Consider the following 18,727-nt stretch of genomic DNA (forward strand, 5'->3'; position numbering starts at 1 on the left):
GGATCAATCCGCCGCTGCCCGGCCCTTGGGGGCGACGATGCCCTTTGGCCGGAATTGAATGAACAGGATGATAAAGAGGATCATATAGGTCTGCGCCGCGAGCGTGTTGGACGGGTTCAGCCATTCGATGCCCTTTTGCAGGAACCCGATAAGGCCCGCGCCTGCCAAGGTGCCGAAAACCGAGCCGACACCACCGACCACGACGGTCATGAAACTTTGCACGATGTAATTCGCGCCCATCTCGGACGTTACCTGCGCATAAAGGCCGATGCCCACGCCCGCGACCCCCGCAATGCCGGAGCCCAGACCAAAGGTCATCATGTTGATGCGGTCAGGGTTGATCCCCATTGAGGCGGCCATACCGGGGTTTTGCGTCACCGCGCGGACTTCCAGCCCAAGGCGGGTGCGCTTGAGGATATAGAGCAGCGCAAAGAGGAAGAGGAGCGCCAGCACGAAGATCGCGATGCGGATATAGCTGATCTGGATCACATCAGAGATCACCAGCGCGCCGCCGAGCCACTCCGGTGAGGTCAGCGGGCGGGCTTGCGTGCCAAAGATGTTCTTGGCGATCTGTTGCAGCGCAATCGAGATGCCGAAGGTGGCCAGTAAGGTCTCAAGCGGGCGGTGATAGAGATGCCTGATCACCAACCGCTCCATCGCAACACCCGCACCGAAAGCTATCGCAAAGGCGAGCGGTAGTGCGACAAGCAGCGACACCGTGTAGTCGGGGATGATGAGCTGCACCACGTAGCCTGTGTAGGCGCCCATCATGATGAATTCGCCATGGGCCATGTTGATGACGCCCATTTGCCCGAACGTGATTGCAAGCCCAATCGCCGCGAGAAAATAGATCGAGGCGAGAGACAGCCCGTCGAGCGTTAGATCCACCGTCTGCGCCCAGCCCACCCGCGTTTGAACCGCGTCAAGCGTGGCACGGGCAGCGCTGGTGATGGCGGCGTTATCCTCGTCATAAAGTTCATAGAACACAGCGTTTTGCAGCGCGGTTGCGACGTCATCTTCTGTCACCAGCGGCGGTACGGTGCCATCGCGGGCAAGGGCGCGATAGGCGTCGTCGCGCATGTCTTGGCGGCTCAATTGCGCCAAAGGGATACCGCCGACGCGGCCATCGACGATATTGGCTTCAAGAGCGGCGCGGACCTCATTGGCGGGTACGATCGCGGGGGCAAGACCGGCTTCGACGAGTTTCTCGTAGTTCGCGATCGTGTCGTCCATTGGGTCAAGGATGCGGGCGATGTTGCCCTCCGGCTGGTCGGACGCCACGCCGGTGGTAACGGTAAGAATCTGGTTCAGCACCGCGCGGGCCTCAACGGATGTGTCGGCGGACAGGCTTTCAATCGCGAGGATACGCTCTTCAGGGACATCGCCAAATCGAGCGGTGAGGAAATTGATCAGTTGGACCTTCTGAGCGCGTAGGACTGGGTCGTCTTCGCCTTCAAGCGAGGCCATCAGCGGCTCAAGCTGGCTGGCGTCACTGCGCCGCGCGATACTATCGAGCGCAGCTTGGCGGCGAACAGGATCGGGGTCGGTCAATTGGAACTGCACCAGTGCCGTGCCGATGACGCGCCGCACGCCACCATTGGGCCGAAGTTGGGTGAAACCGTCGGATGACGCGGTGGAATCTTCTCCGGTATCAAAGTCGCGCAAGGACAGCGTGTCTTCATCTTCGGTCGCGATGTAGAACAGGCCGGTTGCGTCGTTCTGCCAGACGCTCCGTTCTATCCATTTCTCAAGAAAATCAGGTACTTGCGGCAGGCCGGAGGCGATCAGGTCGTCCAGCACGACGCTGACAGAATTGCGCGAGGGCTTTGCCACCTCGTCGGCGTGGTTCTGCAAGATCGACTGAAGGTCTTGGGCTGTGGCGAGGCTGACAGACGCCAGCAGCCACATCAGGCTGAGAAGAACACGAACCATAACGAGTGAGGCTTTCGGGCTGGAGGAGTATTCAGAACGATGTCGGGCGCGCACAACGCCGCGCCCGACAATTGGTCTTAGTAGTTCGAGGTCAGCTGAACGCAGGTCTTGGTTTCGGTGTTGTACATACCGCACTCGAGGTCTTTCCAGTCAGAGACCAGCACAGCAGATCCCGGCAGGAAGTCTGTCCAAGCATCGCCCGGGACTTCTTCGGTCTGGCTGATGATATCGAACTGACCTTCGGCGGTGATTTCACCGATCAGCACAGGCTTGGCGAGGTGGTGGTTGGGCAACATGACGGCCGTACCGCCTGTGAGGTTCGGGTATTCCTGCCCGTACATCGCTGCGCGTACCGCATCCACGTCCGTGGTGCCTGCTTCGGTGACCGCGTTCACCCACATGTTGAAGCCAATGTAGTGGGCTTCCATCGGGTCATTGGTCACACGGTCTTCGCCCATGGCTTCTTTCCAGGCGGCGACCCATTCGTCGTTCAACTCGGATTCAGCTGACTGGAAATAGTTCCATGCAGCGAGGTGACCGACGAGGTCGGAGGTATCAAGACCGGAGAGTTCTTCCTCACCAACCGAGAACGCCACGACGGGAATGTCGTCAGCTGAGATACCAGCGGCGGCAAGCTCTTTGTAGAAGCCGATGTTTGCGTCGCCGTTGATGGTCGAAATGACGCCCACCTGAGAGCCGTCTGCGCCCAGCTCAACCACGTCCGCCACAATTGTTGACCAGTCGGAATGACCGAACGGCGTATAGTTGACGAAGATGTTTTCCTGCGGAATGCCCGCATCAAGCAAGTACTGCTCGAGGATGTTGTTGGTGGTTCTGGGGTAGACATAGTCCGTGCCGAGCAGCGCAAATTTCTCGACGCCCAGTTCTTCGAGGAAATAGTCCGTCGCAGGGATTGCCTGCTGGTTTGGGGCGGCGCCAGTGTAGAATACGTTGCGCGAGCTTTCTTCGCCTTCATACTGAACCGGGTAGAACATCAGGCCGTTCAATTCTTCCAGAACCGGCAGCGCGGATTTGCGCGACACGGACGTCCAGGCCCCGAAGATCACGTCCACCTCGGACACGGTCAGCAGCTCACGCGCCTTTTCTGCGAACAAGGGCCAGTCGGACGCGGGATCAACAACAACCGCTTCGATTTCACAACCCAACAGGCCACCGGCGGCATTCTGTTGTGCGATCAGCAGTTCCATCGTGTCCTTCAACGTCGTCTCAGAAATGGCCATCGTGCCGGACAGAGAGTGCAGAACGCCAACCTTGATCGGGTCCCCGCATTCCGCGCTGGCGGCTGAACCAGCGATCATAAGGGCAGCGGCCGCAGTAAGTGTTGTTCTGTTAGAAAATTTCATTTGGGTATCCCCGTTGGGTGTGCGGGAGAGCGGGGCCGACTTGACGAAAGATGTCAAAGGACCAATGCTTTTCCACACAGCGTTTGCTGTAGCTGCGGACGGGTCGGGTTCTGCAAGACTATCCCGTTCGCGGCGCTCCATGCCGAAGCAGCTACAGCCTCAAATTTGAATGACGGACGAACAAGTGCAGAGCTGTGTGAAAATTCCGCATTGCAGCAAATGTGCTTTAAAGATGTGCAATTCGTAGCCTAAACTTTAAAAATTAAGCACTAGACGCAGAAAACATGCTGCGTTCGTATGCTGCAATGCAGCGTTAGCCCCGATTATTTATGTTGGCTTTGGAACCGAAAGACACGTGTCTTCATAGCTTGACCGCTAGAGGACTGCGCCGCCTGCGAGGTTGGTCCTACGACTTCGTGCATTGCCGGACTGACGACTGAAAGGCGTTCCGTACGCTCAACATCATCGATGAAAACAGCCTGGAATGTTTGGCCATCTGTGTGGATCGCAAGCTGAACTCTGGCAACGTCATCGACGTCTTGAGCGATCTGTTCATCCTGCGCGGCGTGCCGTCGTTCATACGATCCGATAACGACCCTGAGTTTGGTGCGAAGGCCGTCTAGGACTGGATCAGGGCCATTGGGGCGAAGACGGCGTACATCGAACCCGGCAGCCCGTGGGAGAACGGGGACTGCAGAAAGCTGCAATGCAAGGATCCGAAATCAGTTCCTGAATGGAGAGATCTTCTACAGCCTGCGCCAAGCCCAAATCTTGATCAAAGCATGGTCCCTCTCGGGACATTGCTGGCGCAATGCCCTGCCGGGCAGTGGGAAACACTACAACACGAAACGCCCCCGCAGTGCTCTGTGCTATCGCCCACCAGCCCCGGAAACCATCGTCCAGATGGGCGAAAGGCCAATCATGCACTAACAATCAAACTGGACCACTCAGGTGCCATATCTGACCAGATGTCACCTTCCTGAACGAGGTCGCGCATAGCCTCGCCAATCCGGGACAGTTCGGCGACACTGAGAAAGCGTTCGCGATTGCGCTCCTTGTTTTTCTTCACATAGCGACAAGGGTTCGTTCCTTGGTCTCGCCACTCCCACATTTCAGCCAGGGTCATTAGCTTGGAAAGCAACGCAACGGCTCGGTTTGCCCGAAATGGCGTCTTGGCTAGTGCACGATGGAAGGCGTCAACGTCTGCGCGAGTTATCTCGGCAATCGGCTTCGTGCCGAGTTTCGGGCCGATCAGGTTCTCATAGTTTGAACAGTAATCGCGGATCGTAAGTGGTTTCTTCTCCTTCAGTTCACCGGCAGCGAACCTCTCCCAAGCATCGTTTAGTAAAGGGGCTTTTCTGAGCGCGAACCGTTGGCCTTGAGGGTCTTCCCCGCGCTTCACGGCGGCAAGTATCTGCTGCGCATGATCCTGAACCTTTTCAAGCCGTATTTCGCCATGGGTGCCAAGTGTGATCCAGCGTTAGGTCACCGATCGCCCCCCACCGTAGGCTCTGTATTTGACGACGTATCGCTTCTTTCCAGAGGGTAGCACTTTGACCCCGAAGCCTGCGAGAGTCTGGTCCCATAAGTAGTAGGGCTTGCCGGCATGTGGCTCGGCCACATCAATTCGTGTCTTCGACAGTTTCATCGAAAGATCCTCATCTTAGTTTTTGGATAGCAACCACGCAGCACCCAACCTGTGTGCTTTTGCATGCTGCTACATAGTAAAACAGTTAGTGAGGAACTTCTAAAATGATATTATTTACAATATCTTATAGGGCCTCTTAGCGTTGTATGGAATAGTGTAGAAATACCCGAAGAACTTACTTTTAATCAGTGGGTCGCAGGTTCGAACCCCGCACGGCTCACCACTGACACCTAGATGACCATTCGCATCACCGGTCGTCGTCCAGAACATCCCAAAATCCGGTGGCATGTCGTGCATCAGTTCGGCGGCGCGGTCGTCCAGCCAATCCAGCTGTTCGTCCCGGGTCCACGTGGTGACGCCTGGCTCAGACGGCAGCTCTCGCTTGGCGCGCTGCATCGCGTGGCGGTACTTGAGCTGGTCGATGGGTGCGTCGGGGATAATCGCATAGACAAACCGACCGCCCATGGCTTTGGCGATATTCTCCATTTGTTTGAGCGACACCGCCCCCTCCAACTCGCTGCGTTCGGCTTGGTAGATGGCGTGGCGGGTCACGCCCTTGCGGCGGGCCACGTGTTCTGCGGACATGCCCATGGCGGTGCGCATCGCAGCGATCCAGCCCTTTTCAGGGATGGTGATCCCGGCCAAGGTCTCGGCGCTGCGGTCCAGCAGGCGGGCGCGTTGTCGTTGGGTCTTAAAGTCCGGCATATGGGTCCTAGGCCAGAGGTTTCGTAAGATATAAATACACATGATTGCGTTTTTGTATATAAATAACTTCACAAATATGTTATCCTGCTTATGTATTACTTGAAAGGACGTCCATGATCGAACTCTTCCTCGCACCTCAATCCCTGCCGTTTGCCGCAGCCCTTGCGGTGACAGGGGTGCTTTTCGTGCTGGAAATCGCCTCTGCCCTGTTGGGGGCAACGGTTTTGGGGTTGGGTGGCGAAGGGCCGGATATCGACGTGGATGCAGATTTCGACCTGACGGGGGACCTGGACCTGGGCGCCTCGGACGTCACCATGGATGCGGCCGAGGCACCCACGGGCGTGCTGTCGTGGATCGGGGCGCGGGATGTGCCATTTCTGATCTGGCTGGTGTCCTTTTTGACCCTGTTCGGCCTTGCGGGCCTGATCCTGCAATCGGTGGCTTCGGGTGCCTTCGGGGCACCCCTGCCGATGCTGGCCGCCAGCCTCGCCGCGATGATTCCCGCCCTTGCCGTCACCCGGGTGATCGCCAATTGGGTCGCCCTGATCATGCCCAAAACAGAAACCAGCGCCATGCGCACCCGGTTTCTGGGCGGCCATTCGGGCACCATCACCCAAGGGTCCGCCCGGCGCGGCAAGCCAGCCGAGGTCAAGATCAAGGACCGCCACGGCAACACCCACTACCTGCGGGTGGAACCCCTGTCCGACGACGCCGTCTTTGACCAAGGCGCGACCGTCACCGTCATTCGCAAACGGGGCGACAAGTTCTTTGTCATCTAGGCCTCTTCCGCTTTTCAAACCAACCAAGGAGTCTCAATGACCTTTACCCCCCTTCTGACCATCGTCGCGATTATCGTCGGCCTTATCCTGTTCATCGGCCTGATCATGGCGCGGCTGTACAAACGGGCCACCCGGGAAACCAGCCTTGTCAAAACAGGCTCGGGTGGGCGCAAGGTGATCATGGACGGCGGTACGATCGTCGTGCCGTTCCTGCATGAAATCGCCCCCGTGAACATGAAGACCCTGCGCCTTGAAGTGGCCCGCGTGAACGAGCAATCCTTGATCACCAAGGACCGGATGCGCGTGGACGTGGGCGTGGAATTCTACGTCTCGGTCAATGCCACGGACGAGGGGATTTCCCGCGCGGCCCAGACCCTTGGGGATCGCACGTTCCATGTGGATCAACTGCGCGAGATGATCGAAGGCAAACTGGTGGACGGTCTGCGCGCCGTGGCGGCACAGATGACCATGGACGAGTTGCATGAGAACCGCGCCAGCTTTGTTCAAGAGGTGCAGAACGCAATCTCCGAGGATCTGTTGAAAAACGGGCTGGAGTTGGAGGCCGTGTCCCTGACCGCGCTGGACCAGACGCCGTTCGAAAGTCTTGACGAGAACAACGCCTTCAACGCCGTGGGTATGCAGAAACTGGCCGCCGTGATCGCCACCTCGCGCAAGCAGCGGGCCGAGATCACCGCCGAGGCCGATGTGTCCGTGGCCCAATCGGAGATGGAGGCGGAAAAGCGCAAGTACCAGATCGAGCGCGAGCAGAAGCAGGCCGAGATCAAGCAGGTGGAAGAAATCCAGACCCTGCAAGCCCAGCAAGAGGCGCAGATCGCCCGCAATCAGGAAGCCTCGGACCGGGCCAAGAACGAGGCGCGGATCGAGCGGGAGCGGGCCGTGCGCGCCGCCGAGATCGAACGCGAGCGGGCCATCCGCGAAGCCGAGATCGCCAAGGAGCGGGAGTTGGAGGTCGCCGATCAGGAACGCCAAATCATCATCGCCCGCAAGTCCGAAGAGGAAAGCCAAGCGCGTGCCTCAGCCGACACCGCCCGGGCCGAAGCCAAGAAAGCCGCAGAGGCGATTGAAACCGCCCGCGCCGTGGCCGAGGCAGAGCGGGCCAAGCAGATCGCCCTGATCGAGGCCGAGAAAGAGGCAGAGCGTCAGGCCACCGCCATCCGCCTGTCCGCCCAAGCCGAGAAGGAGGCCGCCAGCGACCGCGCCGCCGCCCTGCTGGAAGAGGCGCAGGCCGACGCCAACGCGATCACCATCCGCGCCGAGGCGAAAAAGGCCGACTTGCTGGCCACCGCCGAAGGTCAGACCGCCATCGCCAATTCCGAAAACGAGTTGAGCGCCGAAATCATCGCCATGAAGGTCCGCCTTGCGGGGCTAGAGGCGATGCCCGCCATCATTGCCGAAATGGTGAAACCTGCGGAAAAGATCGACTCGATCAAGATCCATCAGGTGACGGGCATGGGCGGCGGCGCACCCGGGTCCTCTGGCGGGGACGGCGGGACACCTGTGAACCAAGCACTGGATTCCGTTTTGGGCATGGCCTTGCAGATGCCCGCGATGCAGGCCTTGGGCAAGGAGTTGGGCATCAGTCTGGAAAACGGTGTGGCGTCCATCGCGGACAATGTCATTGCGGCGGACCCGCCGAAGGTGACGGACCCGTCAGACCAGACCACCCCCAAGGCGTAGGTCGAATTACGATCCCAAGGGCGGCGCCAAACTCTGGCGCCGCTTTATTTCTGTCTGAACCTCGACGCTGGCCACGTCCGTCGCGCCCCCCACGACCTGAACAAGGGTTTGCGCCGCCTTGCGCCCCATGTCCCAGTGCGGCACGGCCACGGTCGTCAGGGCGGGATCGGCCAAGGTCGCCAGTTCCATGTCGTCGAACCCGGTGATCGACACGTCCTGCGGCACGCGCAGGCCCATGTCCTTGGCCGCCCGGATCGCCCCGACGGCCAGCACGTCATTGCCGCATAGCACAACGGTGGGCGGCGTCTCGCCCTGCATGATCTGCCGAAAGGCCCGCGCGCCGGTGTCGATGCCATAGGCCGTCTCGACCAGCACCATATCCGACGGCCCCAGACCCGCGTCCGACATGGCCATGCGCACGCCGTCAATCCGGTCGCGCGCCCGGTCGTTGTTGTCACTGTCCGCCGAGATATAACCCACCCGCCGGTGCCCCATGTCCAGCGCCAGGCGCGCTAGGCCTGCCATGGCGGCCTTGTTGTTGAACCCCACCGACAGGTGCGGCGATCCCGCGTCATAGGCCCAAGAGACCAGCGTGGGGATCTTGCGCTTTTGCAGGAAGGCATAAACCTCGGGCGCGCGGTGATAGCCGATCAGCAACAGGGCATCAGCCCCCCGCGCGGCCAGGGTGTGGATCTGCGCCAGCTCCAGATCCTCGCGGTAGGAAGAGCTTGCGATCAGCAGAGTCAAACCGTGCAGGCCCAACTCCTCCTGAAAGGCTTGGATGCCACGGGCGAAAATCGCATTGTCCATGGTGGGGATGATCGCACCGATTGTGTTGGTGCGCTTGGCCGCAAGGGCCTGGGCGTTGAAATTGGGTGCGTATCCAAGGTCGGTGACGGCGGCCATGACGCGCTTGCGCGTACCTTCGACCACTTGGCCCGGGGAGTTCAGACACCGCGAGACGGTCGCCGTCGAGACGCCCGCGCGACGCGCCACATCGGCCAAGGTTGGAACAGGGGGCAAATCGGTCATGGCCCCTTATAGCGCTGCGGTGCGGCGAATGTAAGCGCTTGCGTGATCAAATGTAAGCGCTTACACCTAATCTCGAATCGCTGTGACAGGCGACGGGAGGACATCGCGAGAAACCGCTGTGCAGGCCTTTGGGTCCTCTCGACACGTGTTTTTGATCGATAGGATAGCGCCCGATGACCAGAGAATACCTGAAGAAAGCCTCTCTTACCCCATCCAGCGGATCGTCCGATGTCCACGACATCGTGCAAGGCATCCTCACCGATATCGAGGCGGGCGGCGACGCCAAGGCGATGGAATACGCGGCCAAGTTCGATCAGTACGACGGCAACGTGATCCTGACGGACGCTGAAATTCAGGCCGCCATCGCGCAGGTCCCCGAAAAGATCAAACGCGACATCGAATTCAGCCACGACAACGTCAAACGCTTTGCCGAGGCGCAGAAGGCCACGTTGGCTCCGGTCGAGGTGGAACTGGTCCCCGGCATGGTGTGCGGCCAAAAGGTGATGCCTGTGAACGCCGCGGGCTGCTACGTGCCCGGCGGGCGCTACAGCCACATCGCCTCCGCGATCATGACAGTGACCACCGCCAAGGTCGCCGGCGTGAACCACATCGTCGCCTGTTCACCCCCCGCCCCGGTGTGGGCGTGCCACCCGCCATCGTCTATGCCGCGCACATCTGCGGCGCGGACAAGATCATGGCTATGGGCGGTGTGCAGGGTGTCGCCGCCATGACCTATGGCCTGTTCGGCCTGCCTGAGGCGAACATCCTTGTGGGTCCCGGCAACCAGTTCGTGGCCGAGGCCAAGCGCATCCTGTTCGGACGGGTCGGCATCGACATGTTCGCAGGCCCCACGGACAGCCTGATCCTTGCGGACGGCACCGCCGACCCGATGATCGTGGCCGCCGACCTCGTGGGACAGGCAGAGCACGGCTACAACTCGCCGGTCTGGCTGGTCACGGATGACCGTGAACTGGCCCAAGAGGTGATGAGCATCGTGCCCACCCTGATTGACGCCCTGCCAGAGTTGAATCGCGACAACGCCGCCGCCGCTTGGCGCGACTATGCCGAGGTGATCGTTTGCGCGGACCGCGAAGAAATGGCCGCAACGTCCGACGAATATGCGCCCGAACACCTGACCGTGCAGGCCGAGGATCTGGATTGGTGGCTGGATCGGTTGTCTTGCTACGGGTCCCTGTTCTTGGGCGAAGAAACGACGGTGGCCTTTGGCGACAAGGCATCGGGCACCAACCACGTTCTGCCCACCAGCCGTGCGGCGACCTACACGGGCGGTCTGTCCGTGCACAAATACATGAAGATCGTCACATGGCAGCGGTCCACACGCGAAGGGGCCAAGCCGATTGCCGAGGCGACGGCGCGCATTTCCCGTCTTGAAGGGATGGAGGGTCACGCCCGCACTGCAGACATCCGATTGGCCAAATACTTCCCCGGCGAAAACTTCGACCTCAGCGCGGAAGAGGGGTGATCCGTGACCACGTGGCAGCCAGATTTGACCGGCCACGTGGCCTTGGTCACGGGGGCCAGTTCTGGCCTTGGGCGGCGCGCGGCGCTGGTGCTGTCGCAATGCGGGGCCTCGGTGGTGGGTGTGGCGCGGCGCACCAAACCCCTCGCCTCCCTGATGAGCGAGGCACCCAGCCCCATGCATGCCCTGCCGTGGGACCTGTCGGATCGCACCGGTCTGACCGATCTTGCGACCCAAGCAGCCGAGCCCTTTGGCGCGCCGGACATCGTAGTCCACGCCGCCGGCATCAACACCCGCGAAATGGCCGACGACATCACACCGGACGGCTGGGACATCACCCTGAACCTCAACCTCGCTGTGCCGTTCTTCCTGTCCCAAGCCCTTGTGCCCGGTATGCGCGCAAAAGGGTGGGGCCGGATCGTCAACTTCGCTTCCCTCCAATCGCACCGCGCCTTCCCGGGCGGATTGTCCTATGGCGCGTCCAAGGGTGGGGTGGCCCAGATGACCCGCGCCATGGCGGAGGCGTGGTCCAAAGACGGGATCATGGTCAACGCCATAGGCCCGGGGTTCTTTCGCACCGAACTGACGGCGGCCGTGTTCAACGACCCAGACCGCGCCGCCCGCAACGCCGCGCAAACCTGCATCGGGCGGAATGGAGAGCCCGAGGACATCGACGGCCCGGTCCTGTTCTTTTGCTCGGACGCTAGCCAATATGTCACTGGCCAGACCTTGATGGTCGACGGGGGGTTTACTGCGAAATGAAGGCACTTGTTTACACCGGGCCCGAGGGTCTTGACTATCGCGACACTGATGACCCTGTGGTGGGCGACCAGCACCTTGTCCGCATCGACAGCGTCGGGATTTGCGGGTCCGACATGCACGCCTATCTGGGCCATGACGACCGCCGCCCCGCCCCCCTGATCCTGGGGCACGAGGCTGCGGGCACAATCGAGGGCGGCCCAAGGGATGGGGAGCGTGTGACGATCAACCCGCTGGTGTCTTGCGGGGTTTGTGACGGCTGCACGTCCGGGCGGGACAACCTGTGCCGCACGCGCCAGATCATCTCGATGCCGCCGCGCCAAGGGGCCTTTGCCCAATACGTGGCCATGCCGGGGTCGAACCTGATCACGGTGCCCGATGGGTTCAGCCTTGAGAAGGCGAGCCTTGCAGAACCCGTGGCCGTCAGTTGGCACGCGATCCGGCTAGGCCTTGCGTCCATGGCCGACGCCCGCCGCGACAGGGCCCTTGTGATCGGGGGCGGGGCCATCGGGGTGGCGGCCGCCGTGTCCCTTATCGCCCAAGGTGTGATGGACGTGACGCTGGTGGAACCCAACGACACCCGCCGCGCCTACCTTGCCCGCACCGCGACCTATAAAGTCGTGGCCGAGGCGCAGGGCGAATTCGACATCACCGTGGATTGCGTGGGATACGATGCCACCCGCGCCACCGCATCAGCCCACACCCGTCCCGGCGGGGTCCTGCTGCACATCGGGTTGGGCGGCGGGACTGCGGGCCTCGATATCCGCCGCATCACCTTGCAGGAAATCACCGTAATCGGCACCTACACCTACACAATGCAGGACTTCAAAGACACCTGTGCGGCCATGTACGCAGGCACCCTTGGCCCGCTGGACTGGACCGACACCCGCGCCCTATCCGACGGTGCGCAGACCTTTGCAGACATCCGGGCGGGCCGCGTGGCCAGCCCCAAGATCATTCTAAAACCATGAACCCGGAGGAGACATCCATGTCCGAAATTCCACACCTGTTGGTCCACGAAAAAGGGGACAACGTCGGCGTTGTCGTCGTAGAGGGGCTGAAAGCGGGCACCGATATGCTGTGCTGCATCACCCATGACAATTCCACGTTCCGCCTGACCGCCAAGCACGACGTGCCCATCGGCCACAAGGTTGCGCTGGTGGACCTGAAGGACGGGGACACGGCCATGAAATACGGCGAAGACATCGGCAAGATCATTGCTGACATCGGCCAAGGCGAACACGTCCACACGCACAACTGCAAAACGAAACGCTGGTAGGGAATTAGACCAATGGGAAATCTGTCCAACATCACCATCCACGGCTACCGTCGTGAAAATGGCCGCGTCGGCGTTCGGAACCACGTTCTGATCCTGCCTGTAGACGACATCTCCAACGCGGCCTGCGAGGCTGTGGCGAACAACGTCAAGGGCACCATGGCGATCCCCCACGCCTATGGCCGCTTGCAGTTTGGCGAAGATCTGGAGCTGCACTTCCGCACCATGATCGGCACCGGGGCCAACCCCAACGTGCACTCGGTCGTTGTGATCGGGATCGAACCCGGCTGGACCAAGCGCATCGCCGACGGCATCCGCAAGACCGGCAAGCAGGTCGCGGAATTCTCGATCGAACAGAAGGGCGATTTTGAAACCATCCGCGCCGCATCTTGGGCCGCCAAGGACTTTGTCCACCAAGCCACCGAAGTGCAGCGCGAGGAATGTTCGATCAACGAGCTGTGGATTTCCACCAAATGCGGCGAGAGCGACACGACCACCGGCCTCGGCTCCTGCCCCACGGTCGGCAACATGTACGACAAGCTGCTGCCCGAAGGGATCACCGGCTTCTTCGGTGAAACCTCCGAGATCACGGGTGCCGAGCACATCTGCCAGAAGCGCGCGATCAACGAAGAGGTCGGCGAGCGTTGGTACAAGATGTGGAAGGCGTATCAGGACGATGTGATCTTCGCGCACCAGACGGATGACTTGTCCGACAGCCAGCCCACCAAGGGCAACATCGAAGGCGGCCTGACCACCATCGAGGAGAAGGCCCTTGGCAACCTCGAAAAGATCGGGCGCACGTCCCGGTACATCGACATTCTGGAACCGGCGGAAATGCCATCCTCGGGCAAGGGTCTGTACTTCATGGACTCGTCTTCGGCGGCTGCGGAATGTGTGACCTTGATGGCCGCTGGTGGCGCCGTGATCCACACCTTCCCCACGGGGCAAGGCAACGTGGTCGGCAACCCCATCGTGCCCGTGATCAAGATCACCGCGAACCCGCGCACCGTGCGCACCATGGGCGAGCATGTGGACGTGGACGTGTCCGGCATCCTGCGGCGCGAGCAGACGATTGACGAGGCAGGCGACGCCCTGATCGAAATGATCCGCCGCACGGCCAACGGGCGCAACACCGCCGCCGAGGCTTTGGGCCACCGGGAATTCTCGATGACCAAGCTCTACCGCTCCGCCTAAGGTGCGGGTAAACCGATTGGGCGTCCCCACGGGGACGCCCTTTTTATGTGCGGGGGATGATGCACCATGACCACCACGAACATCAGCCTGACTGACGCCACCGACCTGATCGCAGCTGCCCTGCGGGCGGGCGGCGTGTCCGAGGCGCAGGCCCGCGCCACCGCCACAGCCCTCGTCGCCGCCGAAGCCGAGGGTCAGGTGGGCCATGGTTTCAGCCGCGTGGCCGATTACGTGGCCCAGGCCAAGTCGGGCAAGGTCAACTCCGCAGCACGGATCACGGTCACGGAACGGGGCCCCGCGTCCCTGTTGATCGACGCCGATTGCGGGTTCGCATATCCAGCGCTGGACGCCGCATTGGACGCGGGCATCCCGCTGGCCCATGCCCAGGGCATCGCCGTAATGGCCATCACGAACTCTCACCATTGCGGGGCGCTGTCGGTACAAGTGGACCGTATCGCGCGGGCCGGTCTGATGGCCCTGATGGTCGCCAACACGCCCAAGGCCATCGCCCCATGGGGGGCTGCTACGCCCGTGTTCGGGACCAACCCCATCGCCTTTGCCGCCCCCCGCGACGGCGACCCGCTGGTCATTGACCTAAGCCTGTCCAAGGTCGCGCGCGGCAAGGTGATGAACGCGAAAAAGTCCGGCAAATCAATACCAGAGGGCTGGGCGCTAGACGCCGACGGCAAGCCGACCACCGATCCAGAGGCAGCCCTTGCCGGCACCATGACCCCCATCGGTGACGCCAAGGGCACCTCGCTGGCCTTGATCGTGGAAATCCTCGCCAGCGTGTTCACAGGGGCCGCCCACAGCCACGAGGCCACGTCCTTCTTTGCCGCCGACGGGGCCGCCCCTCGCGTCGGCCAGACCATCATCGCCATCCGTCCCCACGGGGACAGCGGCGCGCGGCTGGAAGGACTGCTGGGCCTGATCGAAGGGCTGGAGGGCGCGCGCCTGCCCGGCACCCGCCGCCTGTCCGCCATGGCCCGCGCCAAGGCGCAGGGCCTCGACGTGCCCACCGCCTACATCGAACAGGTCAAGGCCTTGGCGGGCGGCTGACTTCGCCCTACCTTCCAGAAAACACTGGGAGAAGACCATGACCTACACACCCCCCAAAGTCTGGACTTGGGATGACGCATCGGGGGGCAGTGGGCCTCCATCAACCGGCCCATTTCCGGGGCGACCCACGACCGGGACCTGCCTGTGGGCGACCACCCGATCCAGCTGTACTCCTTGGGCACGCCCAACGGCCAAAAGGTCACTATCCTATTGGAAGAACTACTAGAATCCGGTGTGACCGAGGCCGAGTACGATGCGTGGTTCGTCAACATCGGGGAAGGCGAACAGTTCGGGTCCGGCTTTGTGGACGTCAACCCAAACTCCAAGATCCCGGCCATGGTGGACCGGTCCGGCGACACCCCCGTGCGCATATTCGAATCCGCCGCCATGATGATGCATCTGGGCGAGCGGTTCGACATGTTCATGGACGGCGGCGCGGGCCGGGCCGAGATGCTGTCGTGGCTGTTCTGGCAGATGGGCAGCGCGCCGTTCGTGGGCGGCGGCTTTGGCCACTTCTTCACCTATGCGCCGGAAAAGTTTGAATACCCCATCAACCGCTATGCCATGGAAACCAAACGACAATTGCACGTTCTGGACGTGCGTCTGGGGCAGTCGGAATATGTGGCGGGACCGAACTATACCATCGCGGATATGGCGATCTGGCCGTGGTACGGGCGCTTCGTTCTGGGCCGGGCCTACCCGGAGTCGGACGTGTTTCTAAGCGTCCATGAATACCAAAACGTGCTGCGATGGGCCGAACAAATGGACGCCCGCCCGGCGGTCAAACGGGGCCAGATCGTGAACCGCAAGGGCGAGGGCCTGCTGCAAGAGCGCCACGCCGCCAGCGATTTCGACGGCCTGATCTAGCCCCCGCGACTCGTGCACGATCCCGCACGAGTCGCCCCAAACCCGTGCAAGGTCCGGCGCAGGTGGGGGTTCAAGCCCGCGCGCGCGACCCCTTCGCAGGCATGGCCAGAAGCAGACCCGTTCGCGCTATGACCAAGCCGGGAAATGTGGTTGGGTGATGGGATGTTTGGTTTAGATTTTACCGATCCAACGACGCTTGGCATCGCGGCCGTCACTGCGGCTGCCGCCGCCGTTCTCGGTCTCTTTCGCGAGACGATCAAAGACGCAGCGGGTGGCTTTCGCGCGCGGCGCAAAAAACGCCATGACAAAATAGCCGCCGAGGAGGCCGCGAAATCCAAACCCCTCCCCGCGTCCGCGCCTTTGGCGGAGGGCGAAGTGCTGGGGCGGGACAAGGCCCTTTCGGACCTGAGCCAAGCCCTCGGCGGGTCCAAGGGGCGCGCCGTGATCCAAGGCCAAGCGGTGGTGTCGGGGACCGGAGGGCTGGGCAAGACGACCCTCGCGCGCGCCTTCATGGCGACGGCCACGGGCTATGACCAGACCCTTTGGATCGACGCGGCACAATCGACCTCTGCCCATGAAGATCTACACGCCGCCGGACGCACGGCCTTTGGCCTGACCATCCCCGAGGGCGCGGGGAAGGACATGGCGCGCCATGTTGCACACGCCATCAGCACCGATACGAACCGCCGCTGGCTGTTGGTCTATGACAACGTGTGGGACGCCTCGGTGCTGGAACACATCATCCCCACAGGCGCGCATGTCGACATCATCCTGACCACCCGGAAGGACGGGTGGCCGGGCTATGCCCCCGTGCCCATCGGCCCCCTGCCCACGCAGGACAGGGACAGCGCGGGGGTGCAACTGCTGTTGCGAGAGGCGGGGGCGCCCGATGACGGGTCCGCCGTGGCCCTTGCGCAGGACCTGGGCGGCCTGCCCCTTGCGCTGAAAATCGCAGGGGCGTTGATCAGGGATACCGGCCGGTCCTATGGCGATTATCGCAGCCGGATGGGACAGATCATCGCCGAAAAAATGCCCATAGGCTATAGAGACTCGCTTGCCGAGGCGGTCAGCCTGTCTTGGGAGGCGCTCGACGAGGACGCCCGCCGCGTGGTGGAAATCTGCGCGTGGTGGGCGGCAGAGGGGTTGGTGCCCGCCTTGATCAGCGACGCGCCGGGGGGCCAATGGTGGGACAAACATGCGGGCGATATCCCGGCAGAGGTCGCGGCCTTGGCACAGGATGCGGCACGGGTCGAAATGGCCTTCGTCGCGGCGCGAAGGTTGAACCTGCTGACGAAAGACGCGGCGGGGGGCTATGCCATGCACCGGATGACCGCCGCAGTGCTTCGCAAAGGCAAGGCGGCAAAGGTTGGATGCGTGGCCGCGGCGATTTTGATGGCGCAGTATCCGGGTGGCAAGAAAAGCGTAACCTTGAGCCAGCAATGGCCAACCTGCCGTCTGCTGACGCCCCATGTCCGCGCCCTGTGGGCTACGGACAACGCGCCACGGACAGAGGCGATGGGGTCTCTGTTGAACCAATCAGGTGCCTTCATGGGATCGCAGGATGATAAGGAAGGGGCCTTGGAGTGCTTGCGTGGCAGTTGGAACGTGAAGCGCGCGCTTCATCGAGAGCATGACCGAGAGTTTGCCCTAGGTGCCGGGAATCTTGGTCAACGGCTTGCAATCGCTGGGGAAGTGGAGGAGGCCATTTCCTTGGTTGCGCAAGCGGTGTGGCTGGACCGCAAGCATCGCCCGGACGGCGAAGACTATCCCACGCGCCTGATGCAGGCGGCGCAGGTGCGGATAGGGCAGGCAGAGCGCGGGGTGCAGGCGGCGTGGCCCAAGGCGGCGCTGCTGATCCGTGTGGCGCAGAAGTTGCGCATCGACCTTTTGCCCGAGGGGCATGCGGGTATCGCCCGTTCTTGGTATGTTGGCGCCTATGTCGCGGGGCAGATGGGGGATGTGACGGGCGAATTGCGCGGGCTTGCAGAGGCCTTGCGTATTTGGCGCGTGGCGATTCCGGGGCAGCGGGAATTGGTGATCTCGCTTTTTGGGTTGGGGGGCCGGTATCTGCGCGTGGGGGCGATGGACCGGGCGCTTCCCCTGTTGGAAGAGGCGCATAGCCTTGCCGCAGATCTGTTCCATGATAATCCGAACCATGAGACACGCCGCAACGCCGCAGACTGGTTGATCAGCGCCTATTTCATTCAAGCTCGGACAACCGGCAACACCGGCCTGTGGGAGGCGAAGGCGATCACGCTGTGCAACGCCTATGGGATCGACGTAGACGCGCGGCGGGACCTCGCCGAAACCTTCCCCACCGCCCCGTTGATGGACCTGTCGGACATCCCCATCGTCTGAGCCAAAAAACTTTCAGATTTCCGGCCCCGGCCCCTTGCGACTCGGGCCCCCCGGGGGTAGGTGACACCCATTGGCGCGGGATGGAGCAGCTTGGTAGCTCGTCAGGCTCATAACCTGAAGGTCGTAGGTTCAAATCCTACTCCCGCAACCAATTCAACAAACGCCCCGTAGTGAAAACTGCGGGGCTTTGTTTGTTTTCAGCCGCCATATCCTTGATCAGCTTGCAGGTGCGGGCCGTTCCCCCGCCAGCGGCCCTGCCTGATGGTGTGACTTGAGCCGACCGTTTGTGCATGGTGCACTCTGTCCCAATGTCTGACTAATTTTGTCAGATTGACATTTCCGACAACTTCACTCAGATTTATGGCACGTCAAGCCACCCGAGTCCACGTTGGGAAGCCCGACAGTACTCATGCGAGGACGTGCCGATGCAGCCGAACCAAGACCCCCGGGGGCGACCCACCGATACAGGCGCGCCACTGCCGACTGCGCGCATTATGCAGGCAGACAGGTTCGAGATTTTGGCCGCGGCGACACAAGCGGAGGACATCTTCTGCGCGTTGTGGCTTGCGGACTGTT

The 18,727-nt window shown here is 61.8% G+C and carries 13 protein-coding genes, 1 tRNA gene and 3 pseudogenes; 12 read left to right on the forward strand and 5 right to left on the reverse strand.

The features are described 5' to 3' along the window. Positions 1-3: 3 nt before the first annotated feature. Positions 4-1,932, reverse strand: a complete 1,929-nt coding sequence (urtB, locus tag ACZ1G0_RS14990; RefSeq protein ID WP_472737673.1) for an urea ABC transporter permease subunit UrtB — start codon at positions 1,930-1,932, stop codon at positions 4-6. A gap of 77 nt (positions 1,933-2,009) precedes the next feature. Next, positions 2,010-3,251, reverse strand: a complete 1,242-nt coding sequence (gene urtA, locus ACZ1G0_RS14995; RefSeq protein WP_472737833.1) for an urea ABC transporter substrate-binding protein — start codon at positions 3,249-3,251, stop codon at positions 2,010-2,012. A gap of 446 nt (positions 3,252-3,697) precedes the next feature. On the opposite strand from urtA, the pseudogene ACZ1G0_RS15000 reads away from it, so the two are divergent. Continuing rightward, positions 3,698-4,226: pseudogene (locus ACZ1G0_RS15000) on the forward strand (integrase core domain-containing protein); the annotation flags it as partial. On the opposite strand, the gene ACZ1G0_RS15005 reads toward ACZ1G0_RS15000, so the two are convergent. Then, the gene (locus ACZ1G0_RS15005) at positions 4,216-4,698 is read right to left on the reverse strand and encodes a hypothetical protein (RefSeq protein WP_472737674.1); all 483 of its coding nucleotides are present in this window, start codon (positions 4,696-4,698) and stop codon (positions 4,216-4,218) included. The pseudogene ACZ1G0_RS15000 and the gene ACZ1G0_RS15005 overlap by 11 nt on opposite strands. Before the next feature lie 360 nt (positions 4,699-5,058). Next, a complete protein-coding gene (locus ACZ1G0_RS15010; protein WP_472737675.1) occupies positions 5,059-5,649 on the reverse strand; it encodes a helix-turn-helix domain-containing protein in 591 nt (196 codons plus the stop codon). A gap of 113 nt (positions 5,650-5,762) precedes the next feature. Here ACZ1G0_RS15010 and ACZ1G0_RS15015 point away from each other — a divergent pair, with 113 nt between their 5' ends. Both ACZ1G0_RS15015 and ACZ1G0_RS15020 read left to right on the forward strand, forming a co-directional pair. Continuing rightward, positions 5,763-6,428 carry a YqiJ family protein gene (locus tag ACZ1G0_RS15015; RefSeq protein ID WP_472737676.1) on the forward strand — a complete coding sequence of 222 codons (666 nt, stop codon included), beginning with the start codon at positions 5,763-5,765 and terminating at the stop codon, positions 6,426-6,428. Positions 6,429-6,464: 36 nt separating this feature from the next. Then, the gene (locus ACZ1G0_RS15020; RefSeq protein WP_472737677.1) at positions 6,465-8,126 is read left to right on the forward strand and encodes a flotillin family protein; all 1,662 of its coding nucleotides are present in this window, start codon (positions 6,465-6,467) and stop codon (positions 8,124-8,126) included. A gap of 6 nt (positions 8,127-8,132) precedes the next feature. On the opposite strand, the gene ACZ1G0_RS15025 is transcribed toward ACZ1G0_RS15020, so the two are convergent. Then, complete coding sequence (locus ACZ1G0_RS15025; protein WP_472737678.1) at positions 8,133-9,158, reverse strand: LacI family DNA-binding transcriptional regulator; 1,026 nt, start codon at positions 9,156-9,158, stop codon at positions 8,133-8,135. Between the two features lie 173 nt (positions 9,159-9,331). Between ACZ1G0_RS15025 and hisD the strand changes: the two are divergent. The 9 genes and pseudogenes from hisD (at position 9,332) to ACZ1G0_RS15070 (ending at position 18,302) form a co-directional block, all read left to right on the forward strand. After that, positions 9,332-10,641: pseudogene (gene hisD / locus ACZ1G0_RS15030) on the forward strand (histidinol dehydrogenase). 3 nt (positions 10,642-10,644) lie between these two features. Further along, positions 10,645-11,400: an SDR family NAD(P)-dependent oxidoreductase gene (locus tag ACZ1G0_RS15035; RefSeq protein ID WP_472737679.1), complete on the forward strand. Its 756-nt coding sequence runs from the start codon at positions 10,645-10,647 to the stop codon at positions 11,398-11,400. Next, positions 11,397-12,368 carry an alcohol dehydrogenase catalytic domain-containing protein gene (locus ACZ1G0_RS15040; RefSeq protein WP_472737680.1) on the forward strand — a complete coding sequence of 324 codons (972 nt, stop codon included), beginning with the start codon at positions 11,397-11,399 and terminating at the stop codon, positions 12,366-12,368. Before ACZ1G0_RS15035 ends, ACZ1G0_RS15040 begins: the two co-directional genes overlap by 4 nt. 17 nt (positions 12,369-12,385) lie before the next feature. After that, a complete protein-coding gene (locus ACZ1G0_RS15045; protein WP_472737681.1) occupies positions 12,386-12,676 on the forward strand; it encodes a UxaA family hydrolase in 291 nt (96 codons plus the stop codon). Positions 12,677-12,688: 12 nt separating this feature from the next. Next, the gene (locus tag ACZ1G0_RS15050) at positions 12,689-13,867 is read left to right on the forward strand and encodes a UxaA family hydrolase (RefSeq protein ID WP_472737682.1); all 1,179 of its coding nucleotides are present in this window, start codon (positions 12,689-12,691) and stop codon (positions 13,865-13,867) included. Between the two features lie 66 nt (positions 13,868-13,933). Continuing rightward, on the forward strand, positions 13,934-14,926 hold the full coding sequence (locus ACZ1G0_RS15055; protein WP_472737683.1) for an Ldh family oxidoreductase: 993 nt from the start codon (positions 13,934-13,936) through the stop codon (positions 14,924-14,926). A gap of 37 nt (positions 14,927-14,963) precedes the next feature. Continuing rightward, positions 14,964-15,793, forward strand: a pseudogene (gene yghU / locus ACZ1G0_RS15060) (glutathione-dependent disulfide-bond oxidoreductase). A 162-nt stretch (positions 15,794-15,955) separates the two neighbouring features. Further along, positions 15,956-18,151, forward strand: a complete 2,196-nt coding sequence (locus ACZ1G0_RS15065) for an NB-ARC domain-containing protein (RefSeq protein ID WP_472737684.1) — start codon at positions 15,956-15,958, stop codon at positions 18,149-18,151. A gap of 74 nt (positions 18,152-18,225) precedes the next feature. Next, a tRNA-Met gene (locus ACZ1G0_RS15070) sits at positions 18,226-18,302 on the forward strand. Positions 18,303-18,727 lie beyond the last annotated feature (425 nt).

This window comes from Thalassobacter sp. HA4-2, assembly GCF_055693705.1.